Annotated in this window: 15 protein-coding genes; 8 read left to right on the top strand and 7 right to left on the bottom strand. The window is 67.1% G+C overall.

The genetic code is table 11. The features are described from left to right. Nucleotides 1-37: 37 nt before the first annotated feature. Nucleotides 38-1,297, bottom strand: coding sequence for an ABC transporter substrate-binding protein (locus CAL28_RS11705; protein WP_094841542.1), 1,260 nt, complete (start codon nt 1,295-1,297; stop codon nt 38-40). A 106-nt stretch (nt 1,298-1,403) separates the two neighbouring features. After that, nucleotides 1,404-5,963: a DEAD/DEAH box helicase gene (locus tag CAL28_RS11710; protein ID WP_094841543.1), complete on the bottom strand. Its 4,560-nt coding sequence runs from the start codon at nt 5,961-5,963 to the stop codon at nt 1,404-1,406. A gap of 51 nt (nt 5,964-6,014) precedes the next feature. Here CAL28_RS11710 and CAL28_RS11715 point away from each other — a divergent pair, with 51 nt between their 5' ends. After that, a complete protein-coding gene (locus CAL28_RS11715) occupies nt 6,015-6,911 on the top strand; it encodes a LysR family transcriptional regulator (protein WP_094841544.1) in 897 nt (298 codons plus the stop codon). A gap of 6 nt (nt 6,912-6,917) precedes the next feature. On the opposite strand, the gene umoC is transcribed toward CAL28_RS11715, so the two are convergent. Together umoC and CAL28_RS11725 are read right to left on the bottom strand one after the other, a co-directional pair. Continuing rightward, nucleotides 6,918-7,352, bottom strand: a complete 435-nt coding sequence (umoC, locus tag CAL28_RS11720) for a lysozyme inhibitor LprI family protein (protein ID WP_094841545.1) — start codon at nt 7,350-7,352, stop codon at nt 6,918-6,920. A gap of 258 nt (nt 7,353-7,610) precedes the next feature. Further along, a complete protein-coding gene (locus CAL28_RS11725; RefSeq protein ID WP_094841546.1) occupies nt 7,611-8,420 on the bottom strand; it encodes a 2OG-Fe(II) oxygenase in 810 nt (269 codons plus the stop codon). Nucleotides 8,421-8,881: 461 nt separating this feature from the next. Here CAL28_RS11725 and CAL28_RS11730 point away from each other — a divergent pair, with 461 nt between their 5' ends. The 5 genes from CAL28_RS11730 to yddG all read left to right on the top strand — a co-directional run bounded on the left by CAL28_RS11730 (nt 8,882) and on the right by yddG (nt 12,938). Beyond that, nucleotides 8,882-9,631 (top strand): amino acid ABC transporter permease, encoded by a 750-nt coding sequence (locus CAL28_RS11730; RefSeq protein ID WP_094841547.1) that lies wholly within the window; start codon nt 8,882-8,884, stop codon nt 9,629-9,631. Beyond that, the gene (locus tag CAL28_RS11735; protein WP_440588379.1) at nt 9,631-10,281 is read left to right on the top strand and encodes an amino acid ABC transporter permease; all 651 of its coding nucleotides are present in this window, start codon (nt 9,631-9,633) and stop codon (nt 10,279-10,281) included. The genes CAL28_RS11730 and CAL28_RS11735 overlap by 1 nt, the downstream gene beginning before the upstream one ends. Further along, nucleotides 10,265-10,993 carry an amino acid ABC transporter ATP-binding protein gene (locus CAL28_RS11740; protein WP_094841549.1) on the top strand — a complete coding sequence of 243 codons (729 nt, stop codon included), beginning with the start codon at nt 10,265-10,267 and terminating at the stop codon, nt 10,991-10,993. The genes CAL28_RS11735 and CAL28_RS11740 overlap by 17 nt, the downstream gene beginning before the upstream one ends. Nucleotides 10,994-11,057: 64 nt before the next feature. Next, nucleotides 11,058-11,855 carry a transporter substrate-binding domain-containing protein gene (locus CAL28_RS11745; protein ID WP_094841550.1) on the top strand — a complete coding sequence of 266 codons (798 nt, stop codon included), beginning with the start codon at nt 11,058-11,060 and terminating at the stop codon, nt 11,853-11,855. A gap of 189 nt (nt 11,856-12,044) precedes the next feature. After that, entirely contained in the window at nt 12,045-12,938 is an 894-nt protein-coding gene (yddG, locus tag CAL28_RS11750) for an aromatic amino acid exporter YddG (RefSeq protein ID WP_094841551.1), read from the top strand. 9 nt (nt 12,939-12,947) lie between these two features. On the opposite strand, the gene CAL28_RS11755 is transcribed toward yddG, so the two are convergent. From CAL28_RS11755 to CAL28_RS11765, 3 genes are all read right to left on the bottom strand, one after another. Continuing rightward, nucleotides 12,948-13,793, bottom strand: coding sequence for an aldo/keto reductase (locus CAL28_RS11755; protein WP_094841552.1), 846 nt, complete (start codon nt 13,791-13,793; stop codon nt 12,948-12,950). A 47-nt stretch (nt 13,794-13,840) separates the two neighbouring features. Then, entirely contained in the window at nt 13,841-14,239 is a 399-nt protein-coding gene (locus CAL28_RS11760; RefSeq protein WP_094841553.1) for an I78 family peptidase inhibitor, read from the bottom strand. A 61-nt stretch (nt 14,240-14,300) separates the two neighbouring features. Beyond that, nucleotides 14,301-15,767 (bottom strand): MFS transporter, encoded by a 1,467-nt coding sequence (locus CAL28_RS11765; protein ID WP_094841554.1) that lies wholly within the window; start codon nt 15,765-15,767, stop codon nt 14,301-14,303. A gap of 130 nt (nt 15,768-15,897) precedes the next feature. Here CAL28_RS11765 and CAL28_RS29500 point away from each other — a divergent pair, with 130 nt between their 5' ends. Together CAL28_RS29500 and CAL28_RS11780 are read left to right on the top strand one after the other, a co-directional pair. Further along, on the top strand, nt 15,898-16,812 hold the full coding sequence (locus tag CAL28_RS29500; protein WP_176463969.1) for a LysR family transcriptional regulator: 915 nt from the start codon (nt 15,898-15,900) through the stop codon (nt 16,810-16,812). Nucleotides 16,813-16,942: 130 nt separating this feature from the next. After that, entirely contained in the window at nt 16,943-17,899 is a 957-nt protein-coding gene (locus tag CAL28_RS11780) for an alpha/beta hydrolase (protein WP_094841555.1), read from the top strand. Nucleotides 17,900-17,950: the final 51 nt, after the last annotated feature.

The raw sequence follows: 17,950 nt of genomic DNA on the forward strand, positions 1-17,950 counted from the left end.
GGCGCGCATGTCCGCCGCCTGTCCTTGGCGCGGTCGGCTAGCGCGCCGGGCGCAGCTTCCTGACTTCCTCGTCGGAGGGCAGGAAATCCGCGCCATTCATGTAGCGGTAGTCGACCATGACGCCCTTGCCGTCCTTCTGCGCGAGCTTGCCCACGAAGGCGCCCATGGTGGACTGGTGGTCGATGGCACGGTACTCGATCGGCCCGAAGGGCGTGCCGACTTTCAGGCCTTCGAAGGCCGCGATCAGCTTTTCCGTATCGGCGCCGCCGGCTTTCTTCATGCCGGTGGCCATCGATATCACGGAGCTATAGCCGATGATGGAGCCCAGGCGCGGGTAGTCCTTGAACCGGTCCTGGTAGGCCTTCAGGAAGGCCGCGTGTTCGGGCGTCTGGATGGAATACCAGGGATAACCGGTGACGATCCAGCCGGCGGGGGTTTCGTCCTTCAGCGGATCCAGGTATTCCGGTTCGCCGCTCAGCAGGCTGACGACGGGCGTCTTGGGAAACAGGCCGCGCGTATTTCCTTCGCGCACCAGCTTGGCGACGTCAGCGGCGAACAGGACGTTGAATATGGCGTCCGGCTTGGCGTCGGCCAGGGCCTGCACGACGCTGCCGGCATCGATCTTGCCCAGCGGCGTGGCCTGCTCGTTGACGAACTCGACATCGGGCTGCGCCTTCTTCATCAAGGCCTTGAAGGTGGCGGCGGCCGACTGCCCGTACTCGTAATTCGGATAGACGATGGCCCAGCGCTTCTTGTGCAGCTTGGCCGCTTCCGGCACCAGCATGGCGGTCTGCATATAGGTGGAGACGCGCAGCCGGAACGTATAGCGGTTGCCGTCCTGCCAGACGATCTTGTCCGTCAGCGGTTCGCTGGCCAGGAAGAAGACTTTCTTCTGGCGGGCGAAGTCCGTCAAGGCCAGGCCGATGTTGGACAGGAAAGAACCCATCAGCACGTCGACCCGTTCGCGCGACAGCAGTTCTTCGGCCGCGCGCACGGCATCGCCCGGGTTGGCGTTGTCGTCGCGGGTGATCAATTCCAGCTTTTTGCCGTCGATGCCGCCCGCCGCGTTGACCTGCTCCACGGCCAGTTCCATGCCCTTGCGGTAGGGCTCCAGGAAGGCCGGCTGCGCTTTATAGCTGTTGATTTCGCCGATTTTCAGCGTATTGCCCTGCGCGGCCGCCGGGGCTGAAAAGGACAGGCCCGTCAACGTGAACGTAACGCCGATGCCAGTGAGCGCGGCTGCGCGAAACAGGCGACCGGCGGCGCTTGGTTTCCGCGCGGCTTCTTGACTGTCCATGACTTCCCCTCTGAATACAGATCGATGATCGCCAATAGTAATGGGAATTCCCGTCAGGTCCCGGCTCCGACAGGCGCCGGCCATCAGCCATAGGGCGCAATCGGCATCAGGCGTCCGTGTCCGCGGTCTCCAGGCTTTGCGGTTCTCCGGCGATCAGCACGCGGAGCAGGCGTTCGCGTTCGGCGCCTTCCAGGCCGTGATCGTAGTGGGGCTTCTTCGCGATCCAACTGGCGACGGGCACGCCATCGCGGAACAGGATGCGGTTGCCCGCCAGGGCGGGCACTTTATCGCCCGGCAGCAGGCTGCCGCACAGGTTCAGCGGATCGACCGCCGACAGGCGAACCAGGGCGCCATCCAGCGGGCGGCGGCGGACTTCACGCAGCAGGGGGATGGCTTCCGGCAGGGCGAACTGTTCGCCCGCCAGCCCGTCGACAAAGCGCCCGCCGCGGATTTCGCCGCGCGCTTCCATGCGGTGCAGGACGGGCAGCCATTCCCGCCACGGCGGCAGCCAGCCCGGTTCGCGGTCCAGCAAGCGCCAGAAGACCACGCCGTAGCGGCGCAGCAGCACGCGGGCGATGTGTTCCAGGGTGTCGGGCGCGACCGCGGCGCGCGCGCCGCTTGCGGGCGGGGCGGCCGGCATCGTGGCCGTCGCGGCTTCCCGGGGACGCCGCACGGGCGCCCAGCGTCCCGCGGCTTCCAGCGGGTCCGGCATGGCGCCGCGCCGCCGGCGCGCGGCGTGGGCGGTGCGCTTGGACGCCGGCACGAGCAGGGCGCGCAAGCCGGCGAAGCTGTCGGCCGCGATCAGGCCGGCGGCGACCAGTTCTCCCAGCACTTCTTCCAGCTGGCCCGGCAGCAGGCGCGTTTCCGCGGCGAGCTCGTCGAAGAACATGGCGCCGCCGTCCAGCAGGGCGGCGAGTACCAGCTGCGCGCGGGGAGAGATCTCTACCGGCGCTTCCAGATGCGGCAGCGATTGCCATATGCGCAGATGCCGCCGCGGCAGAATCACCATGGGCGTGGCGCGGACCGGTCCCGCGCCCGGACGGACGCCGGCGCCGTGGACCGGGTTGGACAGGCGCGTCCAGGCGATCTTGCCTGCCCGCGACAGTTCGTCCAGCCAGTCCGGCGCGTAGTCGGCGATGCGCGCGGCCAGCAGTTCGCTTTCCCAGGCGCCGGCGGGGGCTTCGTAGCCCTCCAGCTGGTCGAGGACGGTGGGCAGCGCGTGCGGGCCGCGCAGGCGTCCCTCGGCGGACAGGTGCTGCCAGTCGAACAGGAAGCGCATGAAGTCCTGGCGCGAGACCGGTTCGATTTCGCTGCGCAGGCGCTTCAGCGTGTAGCGATGGATGCGGGCGAGCAGGTGGCGCTCGCACCATTCTTCTTCGCGGGCGCCGGGGCTGAAGCGGCCGCGCATGACGCTGCCTTCGCTTTCGAGCCGCGCCAGCGCAATGGCGACGCTGGATGCGGGCCAACATAACAGGCTGGCAAGCGCGGCGGCCGTGATGGGGCCGGCGGCCCCCAGGCGCGCGCGCAGGACCTCTACCTGGGCGTTGTCCGCTTCCCAGTCCGCATCGCCGGGCAGCGGACTTAGCACCGGTTCGGCGCGGGCACCGGGGTAGGCGGCAAGAAGGGCCCCCAGGCGCTCCAGCGGCACCCATCGCACGGAATCGGAAGCGGATGCCGGTGCGGTCGAAGACGCCGGCGCCGGTTGCGATGCCAATGTCCCGTCCGGCAGTGCCGCCGGCAAATACAGGCGGCAGGCGCGCCCGGCCCGCATCAATGCCTGCAGCCAGGTATTCCAGTTTTCCCCCGCGTCCGCCTCGGTGGGGGTGATGAAGGCCAGTTCGTTCAGCGCCTCGTGCATTTCATCGGCATCGCGCGGCTGGGGCCAGGCTTCGTCGCGCACGCGCTGGATGGCGTCGGCATCCAGCGCGCCCAGGTCGTCGGTGCTGGCCGGATCGGTCCAGCGGCGCGCCATGACGGCGTGGGTACGGCGTTCTTCCAGCGGCGCATCGTCCAGGAAGGCATAGGGTTTTGCGCTAAGGATCTCCATCGCCAGCGGCGAAGGCGCGGGCAGGTCGCGCGCCAGCAACCGGCACTGGCCTTGCTCGACGCGGCGCAGGACGTCCAGCCATCCAGCGCTGTCCATGGCTTCATGCAGGCAATCGTCCAGCGTCTGGCCGACCAGGGGATGGTCCGGCACCTCGCGTTCGCCCTGGATGTTTTCCAGGCAGGCGGCCTGGTCCGGGAACACCGCGGCCAGCAGGTCGTCGCTGCGCATGCGCTGGATCTGCGGCGGTACCTTCCGGCCGCCGGAGAACCGCGGCAGCGCCAGCGCGACACCGGCGGTCCAGCGCCATCGCACATTGAACAGGGGCGCGTCGAGCAGGGCCTGGACCAGCACATGTTCGGCCGTCGCCGCGCGCAGGTAGCTCCAGACTTCCTCCAGCGGGAAGCTGTGCGAGTCCGATAGCGAAAGCACGATGGCGTCCTCGGTCGCGGCCGCCTGCAATTCGAAGTTGAAACGCCGGCAGAAACGCTTGCGCAGGGCCAGGCCCCACGCGCGGTTCACGCGGCTTCCGAAGGGCGCATGCAGCACCAGTTGCATGCCGCCCGATTCGTCGAAGAAGCGTTCCAGGATCAGCGTGTCCTGCGTGGGCAGCTCGCCCAGGGCGGTGCGCGCGCGGGCCAGGTACTCCACGATCTGGCGGGCGGACGACAGATCGATGCCGGTCTCGTCGGCCAGCGCTTCGGCCGCATGGTCCAGCACGGCCTGGCTCCCGGCGGGCAGCCCGGCGGCCGATGCCCGGTCCAGGTCGTCAGGCGTATCGCTGCGCAACGCCATGGCGCCGCCGGCCGCGGCGTCCGGGGCGGGCGTCGCGCCCAGCAGGGCGTTCACGCGTTCCCGCAGCCGCGCCACGCCGGCCGATAGTTCATCGCTGCGTCCCGGCGCTTCTCCCATCCAGAAGGGAATGCTGGGGGCCATGCCGTGCGCATCCTCGACGCGCACCCTGCCGGTCTCCACGCGCAGGATGCGGTACGAGGTATTGCCAAGCTGGAAGACATCGCCGGCCAGGCTTTCGACGGCGAAGTCTTCGTTCACCGTGCCAATGTTCAGGCCCTGCGGCTCCAGGATCACCGCGTAATCGGCGTTGTCCGGGATGGTGCCGCCGGACGTCATCGCGGTCAGCTGGCTTCCGCGCTTGCCTCGCACCGTGCGCGCCACCGCGTCGCGGTGCAGGTAGACGCCGCGCTGTCCATTGCGGCCCACGTAGCCGCTGGCCAGCATGCGCAGCACGGCGTCGAAGCGTTCGCGTGGCAGGCCGGCATAGGGATCGGCCCGGCGCACCATGTCGAAGAGTTCGTCTTCGCCCCATTCGCGGCATGAGACGTCCGCGACGATCTGCTGCGCGAGTACATCCAGCGGCGCGCGCGGAATCCGCAGCAGATCCAGTTCGCCGCGCCGCACGCAATCCAGCAGCGCCGCGCATTCGATCAGGTCGTCGCGCGAAGTGGGGAACAGGCGCCCTTTGGGCACGCCGCCCACATGGTGTCCCGCGCGCCCGACACGCTGCAACAGCGCCGAGATCCCGCGCGGCGAACCGACCTGGCAGACGAGATCCACATCCCCGATATCGATGCCCAATTCCAGCGAGGCAGTGGCCACCAGCACCTGCAGGTGGCCGCGCTTCAGGCGCTGTTCCGCGTCCAGGCGGTGTTCCTTGGACAGGCTGCCATGATGGGCGGCCACCGCTTCCGTGCCCAGGCGCAGCGCCAGATGCCGGGCGGCGCGTTCGGCCATGCGCCGGGTATTCACGAACACCAGCGTCGTGCGGTGCTGCGCCGCCAGCACCGCCATGCGGTCGTACACCAGCTCCCATACATCGTTGGCCATGACAGCTTCCAGCGGCACGGGCGGCAGTTCGATTGCCAGATCGCGCCGGCGGGTATGGCCGACATCGACGATGGCGCAATCGTTACCCCGGCCCGTTCCGGCCAGGAAGCGGGCCACCGCGTCCAGCGGTTTTTGCGTGGCCGACAACCCGATGCGCGCGGGCGCTTCGCCGCACAGCGCATCCAGCCGCGCCAGGCTCAGCGCGAGATGGCTGCCGCGCTTGGTGCCGGCCACGGCATGGATTTCGTCCACGATCACCGTGCGCGTGGTCGCCAGCATTGCGCGGCCGCTGGCGGAGGTCAGCAGGACGTAGAGGGATTCGGGCGTCGTCACCACGATGTGCGGGGGGCGCTTGCGCATCGCCGCGCGGTCCTGCTGGGTGGTATCGCCGGTGCGCACGGCCGTGCGGATCCCATGATCGGGCAGTCCCAGGCGCAGCAGCTCCTGGCCGATGCCGGCCAGGGGGGCCTCCAGGTTGACCTGGATATCGTTGGACAGCGCCTTCAGGGGCGAGACGTAGACGACCGTGGTTGCGTCGGGCAGGGTCCCGCCGGCCGCCACGCTGGCGCGCACCAGTTCATCGATGGCGGCCAGGAAGGCGGTCAAGGTCTTGCCCGAACCGGTCGGCGCGGCGATCAGCACGGGGCGGCGCTCGCCGATCAGGGGCCACGCGGCCTCCTGTGCCGGGGTGGGCGACGGAAAAGCGTGACGGAACCAGGCGGCGACAGCGGGATGGAAAGCGTCCAGCGCATCGGCGCCGGCACGGGAAGCGGTCATGCCTTCTTATATCGGGGCGCCGAAGCCGAAGTCAACGGCTAACATTGCCCCATGAAGACAACCCTCGACGAAATGCAGACCTTCATCGCCGTGGTGGATAGCGGTTCCATCACCGCGGCATCGGCGCGGCTGGGCCAGACGGTATCCGCCATCAGCCGCGCCCTGGGCCGCCTCGAACGCAAGCTGGACACCACCCTGCTGCAGCGCACGACGCGCCGGCTCGCATTGACGGAGGAGGGCCGGCACTTCCTGGCCGACGCCCGGCGCATCGTCGAATCCGTGGACACCATGGAAGAGCAGATGGCCGTGCGCCGCCACGTGCCCTCGGGCCTGTTGCGCATCAATGCCGCATCGCCCTTCATGCTGCACGTCGTCGTACCGCTGGTCGGCGGCTTTCGCCAGCGATACCCCGAAATTACCCTGGAGCTGCATACCAGCGACCAGATCATCGATTTGCTGGAGCAGCGCACCGACATCGCCATCCGCATCGGCCCCTTGCGCGATTCGACGCTGCACGCGCGGCCGTTGGGCAGCAATGCGCTGCGGATCCTGGCCAGCCCCGCGTATCTGGCCGAACGGGGAAAGCCGAGCAGTCCCGACGACCTGGCGCGCCACAGCCTGCTGGGTTTCACGCAGCCGGAAACGCTGAACCACTGGCCGCTGCGTCACGCCTCGGGAGACAGCCTGCCCATCCAGCCCACGCTGTCGGCGTCCAGTGGCGAAACCCTGCGCCAGTTGGCGCTTGCCGGGCAGGGCCTGGTCTGCCTGGCGGATTTCATGACACGCGAGGATCGCCGCCGCGGCGACCTGGTGCAGGTACTGGCGCGCGATACCGTGGAGACGCGCCAGCCCGTGCACGCGGTGTACTACCGCAATACCCAGCTGGCATCGCGAATCGCGTGCTTCCTGGACTACGTCGCCGGGCAGATGGGCGAGATGCGGGACTGACCGGCCTTATTGCTGGCGCAACTGCGCTGTCCGCCATTGCGCCAGCGCGACCTGGCATGCCAGCTCCATGTCGCCCGCGCCGGATCCCCCCAGCATGGCGGCACCCTGGCGCCGGCATTCCTTGTGCATGAAACTATTGAAGCTGTCCTGCGAGTGTTTCAGTGTGCGCAGCGCTTCGGGTGTCGCGGCCGAATCGATTTTCTTCAGGCCGGATTCCACCTGGGCATACGCGGCGCGCATCGTCTGCTGCGCGGTCTTCAACCGGGTCTTCAGGCATCCCTGCATGGCGGTGCGCGGTTGATTGCCGATGGCGGTTTCGCAGGTATTCAGGACGCTGGCCGCGGTCGATGCGTCGGCCGCCCGCGCGCCGGCGGCCACGCCCAGCAGCGCGGCCGACATCGCCGCGCAAGCGATAGTGGTACGCAGGATGGTCGGTTTCATTGCCTACTCCTTGATCGAACGGCGTGTGCGGAATAACACTGCGGACGATTGTAGGCAGGACGCGCGCGGCGAGCGGTCCGGGGCATGGAATAGGCATTGAATCGGCAAGATAGTGCGTGCTTCCAAAAAAAACCATGCACGGAAACAACGGTCCCCGGATGCGGGCGGCGCGGCGGCTCTCGTATCGTCCTGCATGCGGCACCGGCGTGCCGCAGTGCCTGGGCGTGGGCGTGTGCCGTGCCAACGTGCCGCTCGCGCCTACGCGGCGTCGTGGAAGATCACGCCCATCACATGGCGGCGGCCTTCGCGCAGGCGGCTGACGCCGTGGCGCAGCTTGACGCGATAGACGCCGCGCGTGCCTTGTACCGGACGTTCGTTGACGGCGAATACCACGGCATCGCCCTTATCGAGTGGCACGACTTCCACGCGCGATTGCATCCGCGGCCGTTGTTCGGTCAACACGAACTCCCCGCCGGCGTAGTCGCGACCCGGCCGGGAAAGCAATATCGCGATTTGCAGCGGGAATACGTGTTCGCCGTACAAATCCTGATGCAGGCAGTTGTAGTCCCCCGGGCCATAGCGCAGCAGCAGCGGGGTGGGGCGCGCCTGGCCCCTCTGGTGGCAGCGGCGCAGAAAGCCCGCATGCGTCGGCGGATAGCGCACGGGATTGCCCATGGCGGCATTCCAGCGATTGGCGATAGGGGCCAGGTAAGCGTAGGTCTGTTCGCGCAAGGCCTGGATCAGGCCGGGCAGCGGATAGGCGAAGTACTGGTATTCGCCGCGTCCGAAGCCATGACGGCTCATGACGATACGGCTGCGAAAGCGCGCGTTGTCGTCATAGCAGGCCGCCAACGCGTCGCACTGGGCGTCGGACAGCAGCCCGGGCAGCACGGCGCAGCCTTCATCGTCCAGCGCCCGGGCCACCTCGGCCCAGTCCTGTCCGGCCAGGCCGACGGGCGGCGTGTCCAATTCGAGGGTGGACGGTTGCGCGGCGCGGGCGGGCGGGCGCCTGGGGGTGTCGACGCCCGCCGTGGTCTGGCGCGCGGCGTGATGCTCGGATGAGGACATGCGGGGCCTTGCCGCGGGCGCGGCGTTAACTGGACTGTGTGAATGACGGTTCCAGTCTAGGCCTGTCCACGTTCCGATCGCACTCCGGATGTTGCGCGGACATGGGTCGGGAGCGGCGCGCGCGCCACTTCCCGGATGGCGGGACTCAGCCGGCGACCCGTACCGCCTGCAGCGTGGCCTGTCGCGGGCCCGTGGTGTATTGAGCCACTTCTTCGATGCAGTTCTCATCAGTTGTCATATAACGTGCCCCCAGCTTTCACGCATCTGTCCCGGCATTCAGCTATGAGACAGAATTCCAGGTCTAGCCCGTAGGGATTTGCACCATGTACGTTGTCGTACATCGATGATATAGTCTGCGCCAGCGTAGGCCGGTGCCGCTCCGCCGAACCGGCACCGCGATATCCAAGAAAAGAGGGGTGGGCCACAAGCACCGCCCCGATAAAGAACGAGACTAGCGCGCGATGAGCTTTTCCCTGGATTTCAGTAGTCTCTGGCCCTACTGGCCGGTCTTCCTCAAGGGCGCGTGGCTGACCCTGAAAATGACCGCCGTCGCGATTTTCTTCGGCGTCATCCTCGGTACGCTGGTGGCGTTCGCCAAGCGCAGCCGTTATCGCCTGCTGGCCCGTGCCTGCGCCGTTTATATCGAGGCGGTGCGCAACACGCCTTTCCTGGTCCAGATATTCCTGCTGTTCTTCGGCTTGGCCAGCGCGGGCATCCATCTGCCGACATTCACGGCGGCGGTGCTGGCCATGATCGTCAACATCGGCGCCTATGCGGCGGAGATCATCCGCGCGGGCCTCGAAGCCGTGCCGCGCGGCCAGATCGAGGCCGCGGAATGCCTGGGGTTACCGAAGTGGCGCATCGGCTGGCACGTGATGCTGCAGCCGTCCATCGAGAAGGTATATCCATCGCTGACCGGCCAGTTCCTGCTGATGATGCAGGCCTCGGCCGTGGCATCGCAGATTTCGGCGGAGGAACTGACGGCCGTCGCCAACACCGTGCAATCCGACACGTTCCGCTCGCTGGAGACCTATATCGTGGTCGCAGCGCTGTACCTGATCCTGTCCCTGCTGATCAAGCTGCTGGCATGGGCGGTGGGCGAGTATGCCTTCAAGCGGCGTCGCGCGATCCGCCTCGCCGCGGTGCGGGCCGGCAAGGCGCCGCCCGCGCGGGCCAGCGTATCGGCGGCCATCAAGCGGGAGGCCGCGTGATGCACGGTTTTTCGATGGCGCACTTCTGGTATCTGGTGCAGTCGATCGGCTGGACGCTGGTGCTGTCGGCGCTGGCGTTCGTGCTGGGCAGCATCGGCGGGTTCGGTGTGATGCTGGCGCGGATTTCGCCGCGCCGCTGGCTGCGGGTATCGGCCCTGGTCTATATCGAAATCATCCAGGGCATCCCGTTGCTGATCCTGCTGTTCATCGTCTATTTCGGCCTGTCGGTCTATGGCTACGAAGTGCCGTCGCTGGTGGCGGCCGGCCTGGCCCTGATGGTCTACACCAGCGCCTACCTGGGCGACATCTGGCGCGGTTGCGTGCAGGCCATGCCCACGCCGCAATGGGAAGCCTCCGAATGCCTGGCCATGACCCGCTGGCAGACGCTGCGGCTGGTCATCATCCCGCAGGCCGTGCGGCTGGCACTGCCTTCCACGGTCGGCTTCCTGGTGCAGCTGATCAAGATGACCTCGCTGGCGTCGGTGATCGGCTTCATCGAGCTGACCCGCGCCGGCCAGATCATCAACAACTCCATTTTCGAACCCTTCCTCGTATTCGGCCTGGTGGCCGCTTTCTATTTCGTGCTGTGCTACCCGCTGTCGCGCTGGAGCCAATCGATGGAGAACAAGCTCAATGTCGGCAATCGTTAAGCTCGACGATGTCTATAAGCGCTTCGGCTCGAACCAGGTCCTGCAGGGTGTTTCCTTCGAGGTGGCGAAGGGCGAGATGATCGCCGTGATCGGCGCCAGCGGCTCGGGCAAGAGCACCGCGCTACGCTGCATCGACCGCCTGGAAACCATAGACCAGGGCAGTATCGAGGTGTGCGGCATTCGCGTGGACGGGCCGGACGTGGATCTGCGGCAGTTGCGGCTGGAAGTGGGCATCGTGTTCCAGAGCTACAACCTGTTCGCCCACCTGACCGTGGAAGAAAACATCATGCTGGCGCTGCGGCATGTCAAGAAGCACAGCCGCGAACAGGCGCGCGGCATCGCGATGTCGGTGCTGGAGCAGGTGGGCCTGGCGCAAAAGGCGGCGGCCTATCCGGAACAGTTATCCGGCGGGCAGCAGCAGCGCGTGGCGATCGCACGGTCGCTGGCCATGTCGCCCAAGGTCATGCTGTTCGATGAGGTCACCTCCGCGCTCGATCCCCAATTGACGGGCGAGGTGCTGCGCGTCATGGAAGACCTGGCGGCCGGCGGGATGACGATGATCCTGGTCACTCACGAGATGGCCTTCGCCAAGCGCGTGGCCGACCGCATCATCTATATGCACCAGGGCAAGGTCTGGGAGGTGGGCGACGGCGGCATGCTGGACGCGCCCCGCACGCCCGAACTGCGTGCCTTTCTGAGCAACGGGCTTTGATCCGCGCGATCCAGGTTTTTTTCAAGGCAGTTCGATCAACACAAACCTCAACGAGGAGACATTCTTGAAACTCAAACCTCTATTCCTGCGCGGCGGCGTCGCCGCGCTGTTGCTGGCCGGTGTCGCGCACGCGGCCGTCGCGGACGAACTGGCCGATATCAAGAAGGCCGGCAAGATCCGCGTGGCCATCGCCATGGGTACCCCGCTGTACAGCTATGTGGACGACAATCTGAAGCCCGTCGGTTCCGACGTCGAGACCGCGCAGTTGCTGGCCAAGGACCTGGGCGTGAAGCTGGATATCGTGCAGGTCACCAACGCGGCGCGCGTGCCGACGCTGCAGGCCAAGCGCGCCGACCTCGTGGTGGCGGACTTGTCCATCACGCCGGAACGCGCCAAGGTGGTGGATTTCTCGGTGCCTTACGCGGTGATTTCCCTGATCGTGGGCGGGCCCAAGAACATCAAGATCACCGGCTATCCCGACTTGAACGGCAAGACCATCGGCCTGACGCGCGCGACCGTGAACGACAGCATCACCACGGAACTGGCCAAGGGCGCGGACATCAAGCGTTACGAGGACGATGCCACGCTGATCACCTCGATGGTGACCGGCCAGATCGATATCTTCTCCAGCACGCCCTCCAATCTGGCGGAAATCCAGAAGCGCGCGCCACAGCGCAACATCGAAATGAAGTTCGGGCAGAAGGATTTCGACCTGGGCATCGCCCTGCAGCAGGGCCAGCCCGCGCTGAAGGACTGGGTCAACAACTGGATCCGCGAGAATATGAAAAACGGCAAGCTGAACGCGATCTACAAGAAGTATCACGGCCGCGATTTGCCCACGCGCATCACGCAGGCGGGGTAAGGCCCGCCCCGATACCTAGCGCGGACGTGCGCTGAGGCCACCGGCGTGCGGCGTGCAGGCAAAGCCTGCGCGCCGGCGCCGGTTTTTCGTTATGCTGGGCGGCTTCGATGCGGGCGAGGCGACAGATGCGCGCCATCCCGCACCGGGATCCGAACGGGAGCACGCGGGGATGAAACGGGGGGTGATGCAGTGTCTGCGTTGACGCAATCCGGCAAGGGCGCGGGAAGCGCCGCCCGCGCGACCGGGATAGGCGTACTCGCCATTCTGCTGTGGGCCGCGCTGGCCTTGTTGACCGTCCGGGCCGGCGCGCTGCCGCCGTTCCAGCTGCTGACACTGAGTTTCGGCGTGGCGTTCGCGGGCGGCGTTTGCGCGCTGTTGCCTCGCGGGCGCGCGGCGCTGGCGGAAATGCGCCAGCCGCTGCGCCCCTGGCTGCTGAGCTTCGGCGGCATCTTCTGCTATCACGCCCTGTACTTCTATGCGCTATCCCACGCGCCGGCCGCGCAAGCCAGCCTGATCGCCTACCTGTGGCCCTTGTTCATCGTGCTGTTCTCCGCGCTGGCGCCCGGCGGGCGGCTGCAAGGCCGGCATGTGCTGGGCGCGGTGCTGGGCCTGGCCGGTACCGCGCTGATCGCGCTGGATCGCTCGGGGGCCGCCGATGCCGCGTGGCCGGTCGCCGGGATTGCCGCCGCCTTCGGTTGCGCGCTGATCTGGTCGGGCTATTCGGTGCTGAACCGCCGCTACGCCAATGCGCCCAGCAGCATGATGGTGGGCGTTTGCGGACTGGTGGCGGTGGCCGGGGCCGCCTGCCACGCCGCGCTGGAAACCACCGTGCCGGTCAGCGGCGCGCAGTGGGGCGCGATCGTGCTGCTGGGGCTGGGGCCGACGGGCCTCGCCTTCCTGGCCTGGGACTATGCCACCAAGCACGGGCATCTGGCCTTGCTGGGCCCCTTGTCGTATCTGGCACCGCTGCTTTCGACACTCTTGCTGGTCCTGACGGGCGAAACGCCCGCCACGCTGTCGCTGCTGATGGCGGCGCTGCTGATCATCGGCGGCTCCGTGGTGGCGACCATCGCCCGCCGGTAGCGGAATGCCCTAAAGCACTTCCAGCGGCAGCTTGCGTTTGGGCGGCGGAAAGGCCTGGTCCAGTTCGGCCAGGTCCTGGTCGGTCAGCGTCACGTCCAGGCACGCCAGGTTTTGCTTCAGGTGTTCGCGCGATGCGCTCTTGGGGATGGCGATGACCCCGGGGTCGCGCAGTACCCATGCCAGCGCCGCCGCCGCCGGGGTGATGCCGTGGCGTTCGCCTATCTGCTTGAGCGTGGGGTCATGCAACAGGCGGCCTTGTTCGATCGGCGAGTAGGCCATGATCGGTATCCGCCGCTCGCGGCACCACGGCAGCAGGTCGAACTCGATGCCGCGCCGCCCCAGGTTGTACAGCACCTGATCGGTTTGTGCCCGATCGCCGCGGGGCAGGGCGCTGACTTCCTTCATTTCGTCGAGGTCCAGGTTGCTGACGCCCCAAGCGGCGATCTTGCCTTGCTCGACCAGTGCCTCGAAGGCTTCTATCGTTTCGCCCAGCGGATATGGCCCGCGCCAGTGCAGCAGGTAAAGATCGATGCAGTCCACGCCCAGGCGGCGCAGGCTGGCCTCGCAGGCGCGCGCCACGCCGCGGCGCGACGCATTGCCCGGCAATACCTTGCTGACCAGGAAAACGTCGTCGCGCCGGCCCTGGATGGCGCGGCCGACGATCTCTTCCGCGCCGCCATTGGCATACATCTCGGCGGTATCGATCAGGGTCAGCCCATGGTCGATGCCGGCTTGCAGCGCGCGGATTTCGGCCGCGGCGCGCGTGGCCGATTCGCCCATGAACCAGGTGCCCTGGCCCAGGGCACAGAGGGATCGTCCATCCGGAAAAGCGACGGTTCGGCGCGTGGTCGTCATGGCGGGCCCTCCGTTGTATGCCGCGGCCCGCAAGCCGTGGCGGGTGTTCAGCCGCAGCGCAGCGCGGTCAGGGCTCCCTGTTCGTCCAGGATCAGATTGATGCGCCGCGGGTCGTATTCCATCGTCATGACTTCGCCAGGCTTGAGCACGCGGGTCTTGCTGGAAGAAGAGGCCTGCTTGATCTGGTTTTCCACCGAAGTGGTCAGCTTGGTGCCGATCAGTTTTTGCACCGGCTGGGCGTCGCAGTCCTGGCTGGCCGCATAGGATGGGGTGTAGCCGCCACCGCCGCTATCCGTGGAGCCTTCCGTGGCGGTCGTGCTGTCCGTGGTGCCGGAGGCCGTGGATGATGTCGTGCCGTCCGCGCCGGCCGATGACGCCTGCCGGCCCGTGGGGGCGCAGGCGGCGAGACTGGCGACGAGAACGAGCGGGATGAGCTTACTGATCATGCGTACCCCTATAACGGCGTTGATATGGCGCCTGGGCGCCCTTGCAGGAATGACCCATACATCATAGTTCAGTGCGAACGGCTTGCGTTCGCGGCGGCGCGGGCGCGTTGTCTTCCGCCCCCAGCGGCGTGGCGACCTCCTCCAGCGGCTTGCGTTCCGCGTCCACGCCATGGCGCAGGGCCAGCAGGCCGGCCGCGATGACGAGCAGGGCGGCGATCGCATAGCCGGCGCCGACGGCGTCGCGGCTGCCGCTTTCGATCAGCGTGCCGAACAGCACCGGGCCGACGAAGCCGCCGGCGCCGGTGCCGACGGCGTAGAAAATGGAAATGGCCAGCGCGCGGGTTTCCAGGGGGAAAACTTCGCTGACCGTCAGGTAGGCGGAACTGGCCGCGGCCGACGCCAGGAAGAACACCGCCGACCAGCACAGCGCCAGTGTGCCGGCGTTCAGCCAGCCCGCCATGAAGGCCCAGCCGGTCAATGCCAGCGCGATCCCGGCCGAGACATACGTCAGCGCGATCATGCGGCGCCGGCCCACGTGGTCGAAGAGCGGGCCGAGCAGCAGCGGTCCCAGCACATTGCCGGCGGCGAAGGGAAATATGTATAGCGCCACCCGTCCCTGCGGGACGTCCATGAAGCGCGTCAGCACCAGCGAATAGGTAAAGAAAATCGCGTTGTAGAAGAAGGCCTGGGAAATCATCATCGACAGGGCGACCACGCTGCGCTTGCGATACCGCCGCAGCAGGACATGCGCCACCTGCCGCACCGTCGGCACGGCCTGGCGGTTGAAGGTCACGCTGCCGGCCGCCGGCGGCAGGCCGCCTTCGCGGGCGGCGACCTGGGCCTCGATGTCTTCGACGATGCGCAGGGCTTCGGCTTCGCGGCCGTGCGACAACAGCCAGCGCGGGCTCTCCGGCACATGGCGCCGCACCAGCAGGATGGCCAGGGCCAGCACCGCCCCCAGGGCGAAGCCGGCCCGCCAGCCGTATTCCGGACCCAGTACGCGCGCGTCGAGCAGGACCAGGCTGACGGCCGCGCCCAGCGCGGCTCCCAGCCAGAAGCTGCCGTTGATGGCCAGGCTGACGCGCCCGCGCACCCGTGCCGGGATCAGTTCGTCGATGGCCGAGTTGATGGCGGCGTATTCGCCGCCGATTCCCAGCCCCGTGGCGAAGCGGCAAATCGAAAAGAAAACGAAGTTCGTGGAGAACGCCGTCAGCAGCGTGGCGGCCATATAGAGCGCCAGCGTCATCAGAAAGAGTTTCTTGCGTCCCAGGCGGTCGGCCAGCCGGCCGAAAACCAGGGCACCCACCACCGCGCCGGCGATATACAGCGAGCCGGACCAGCCGACCTGGATCGCGTCCAGCCCCAGCGTGTCCGGGCGTTCGAGCACGCTGCCCAGCGAGCCGACCAGCGTCACTTCCAGTCCGTCGAGCACCCACGCCACGCCCAGCGCCAGGACGACGCGGGTGTGCCAACCGGACCATGGCAGGCGGTCGAGCCGGCCGGGGATGTCGCTCTGGATGACGCTCATGTCGCGGATAAAGGGGCGGTTCAGTGATTCTTCCCGGAGTGTGAGGGCGCGCGGTGTTCCGCGGGCGTGTCAAAATCCTTTTGACGGATACCAATGGAGACACGCCGCGGCGCCGCGGCGCAGACGCCCGATGCTCGACCTGAATGAGTTCCTGACCTTTTCGGTGATCGCGGAAGAGAAGAGCTTTTCGCGCGCCGCGGAAAAGCTAGGTATCTCCAAGGCACTGGCCAGCAAGCATGTGGCCGACCTGGAACACGCCCTGGGCGTCAAATTGCTGCATCGCACCACGCGCAAGATCGGGCTGACCACGGCCGGCGCGCTGTTCTACGAGCGCTGCCGCCAACTGGTGGCCCATGCGGAGGACGCCCGTCACGAGATCGAACAGTTCCGCAGCGCGCCGGGCGGCCTGATCCGCGTCAGCTCGGCCATGGCGTTCGGGCGCCGCCATCTGGTGCCCGCGATTACGCGCTTTCTGGAGCAGTACCCCGATATCTCCATCGACCTGGACCTTAGCCAGCAGTTTCCCGACCTGATCACCGGGGGCGCCGATGTGGTGATACGCCAGGCGGACGAACCCTTGCTGGTGTCGCTGGTGGCGCGGCGCCTGGCGCCGGTACGCTGGGTTGCCTGCGCCAGCCCGGCGTACCTGGCCCGGCATGGCGCGCCGCGCGTGCCGGCGGACCTCGCCGCGCACAATTGCCTGGTGTATTTCGTCAACAGCAAGGGCGAATGGTCGTTCACCGATGCGACCGGCGCGCATCCCGTGCGGCCCAAGGGCAATTTCAAGGCCAACAGCGCGGATGCCGTCCTGAATGCCGCGCTGGGCCACCTGGGCATCGGCGTGGTGCCCACCTTCGCGGCCGGCGACGCGCTGCGCAGCGGCCAATTGGTGCGTGTGCTTCCGGGATACGGGCTGCCGGAACGCGGCCTGTACGCGGCCTACCTGCCCAATCCGACCATGGCACAGAGCACGCGCCTGTTCGTCGGTTTCCTGGGGGAGTATTTCGGCGACCGGCCTTACTGGGACCAGGGGCTGGCCGGGTGAGTCGACCGAAGCGCGGTGAACAATCCGGGCCCCGCTTCGTGAACAATCTTTTCACGGAACCCTGTTGAATCGGGCGAGCCGGGCGTTCACCATGTTTTCCTCTGTAGATGACACTTCATAGGAAGACAGCATGGTTCAAGCAGCATCGTCCCAGGACCCGTCCTTGAGCGGCACGGGCGCCGTCACCTGGCAGGGAGGCCAGGAACACTGGATCCAGCGCGACGGCGATATCAGGCTTTTCATGTGGCATAAGCCGGCCGCCGCCGGCGTTCCCCACGCCGGCACGGTGCTGTTCGTGCACGGGTCTTCCATGGCCTCGCAGCCCACCTTCGACCTCAGCGTGCCGGGCCGGCCCGATTCCTCCGTCATGGACTGGTTCGCCGCGCGCGGCTTCGATACCTGGTGCATGGATAACGAAGGCTATGGCCGCTCCAGCAAGCATCGGCCGATCAACTTCGACATTCCCAATGGCGCGCTCGACCTGGCCGCCGGCAGCGAATACATCCTGAAGCGTGCCAAGGACGACAAGCTGATGGTCTACGGCATTTCGTCGGGGGCCCTGAAGGCCGCGCTGTTCGCCCAGCAGCATCCCGAGCGCGTCGCCCGCGCGGCCCTGGACGCGTTCGTCTGGACCGGCGAAGGCAGTCCCACGCTGGCGCAGCGCAAGCTGAAGCTGCCGGAATTCCTGGCCAAGAACCGTCGGCCCATAGACCGGGCCTTCGTCGAAAGCATTTTCTCGCGCGACCATCCCGGCTGCGCCGACGAGAAGACGGTGTCCGCCTTCGCCGATGCCATCCTGTCGCTGGATAACTCCATGCCCACCGGTACCTATGTCGACATGTGCAGCAAGCTGCCCCTGATCGATCCGGAACAGCTGCGCGTCCCGACCATCGTCATGCGCGGCGAATACGACGGCATCGCTTCCTTCGACGACCTGGCGGAATTCTTCAAGCGGCTGCCCAACACCTTCAAGCAGTTCACCGTCATGCAGGGTATTTCGCACGCCAGCTTCCAGCAGAAGAACTACAAGATGGTCTATCACATCCTGCACGCATTCTTTACGCAGCCCGACCCCGTGTATCGCTGACGGCGGTGCGCCCCGGCGGCGCGATGCGCGAGCCCGGAACACCGGGCCGCG

It is taken from the genome of Bordetella genomosp. 11, assembly GCF_002261215.1.
Lineage (GTDB): Bacteria > Pseudomonadota > Gammaproteobacteria > Burkholderiales > Burkholderiaceae_B > Bordetella_C.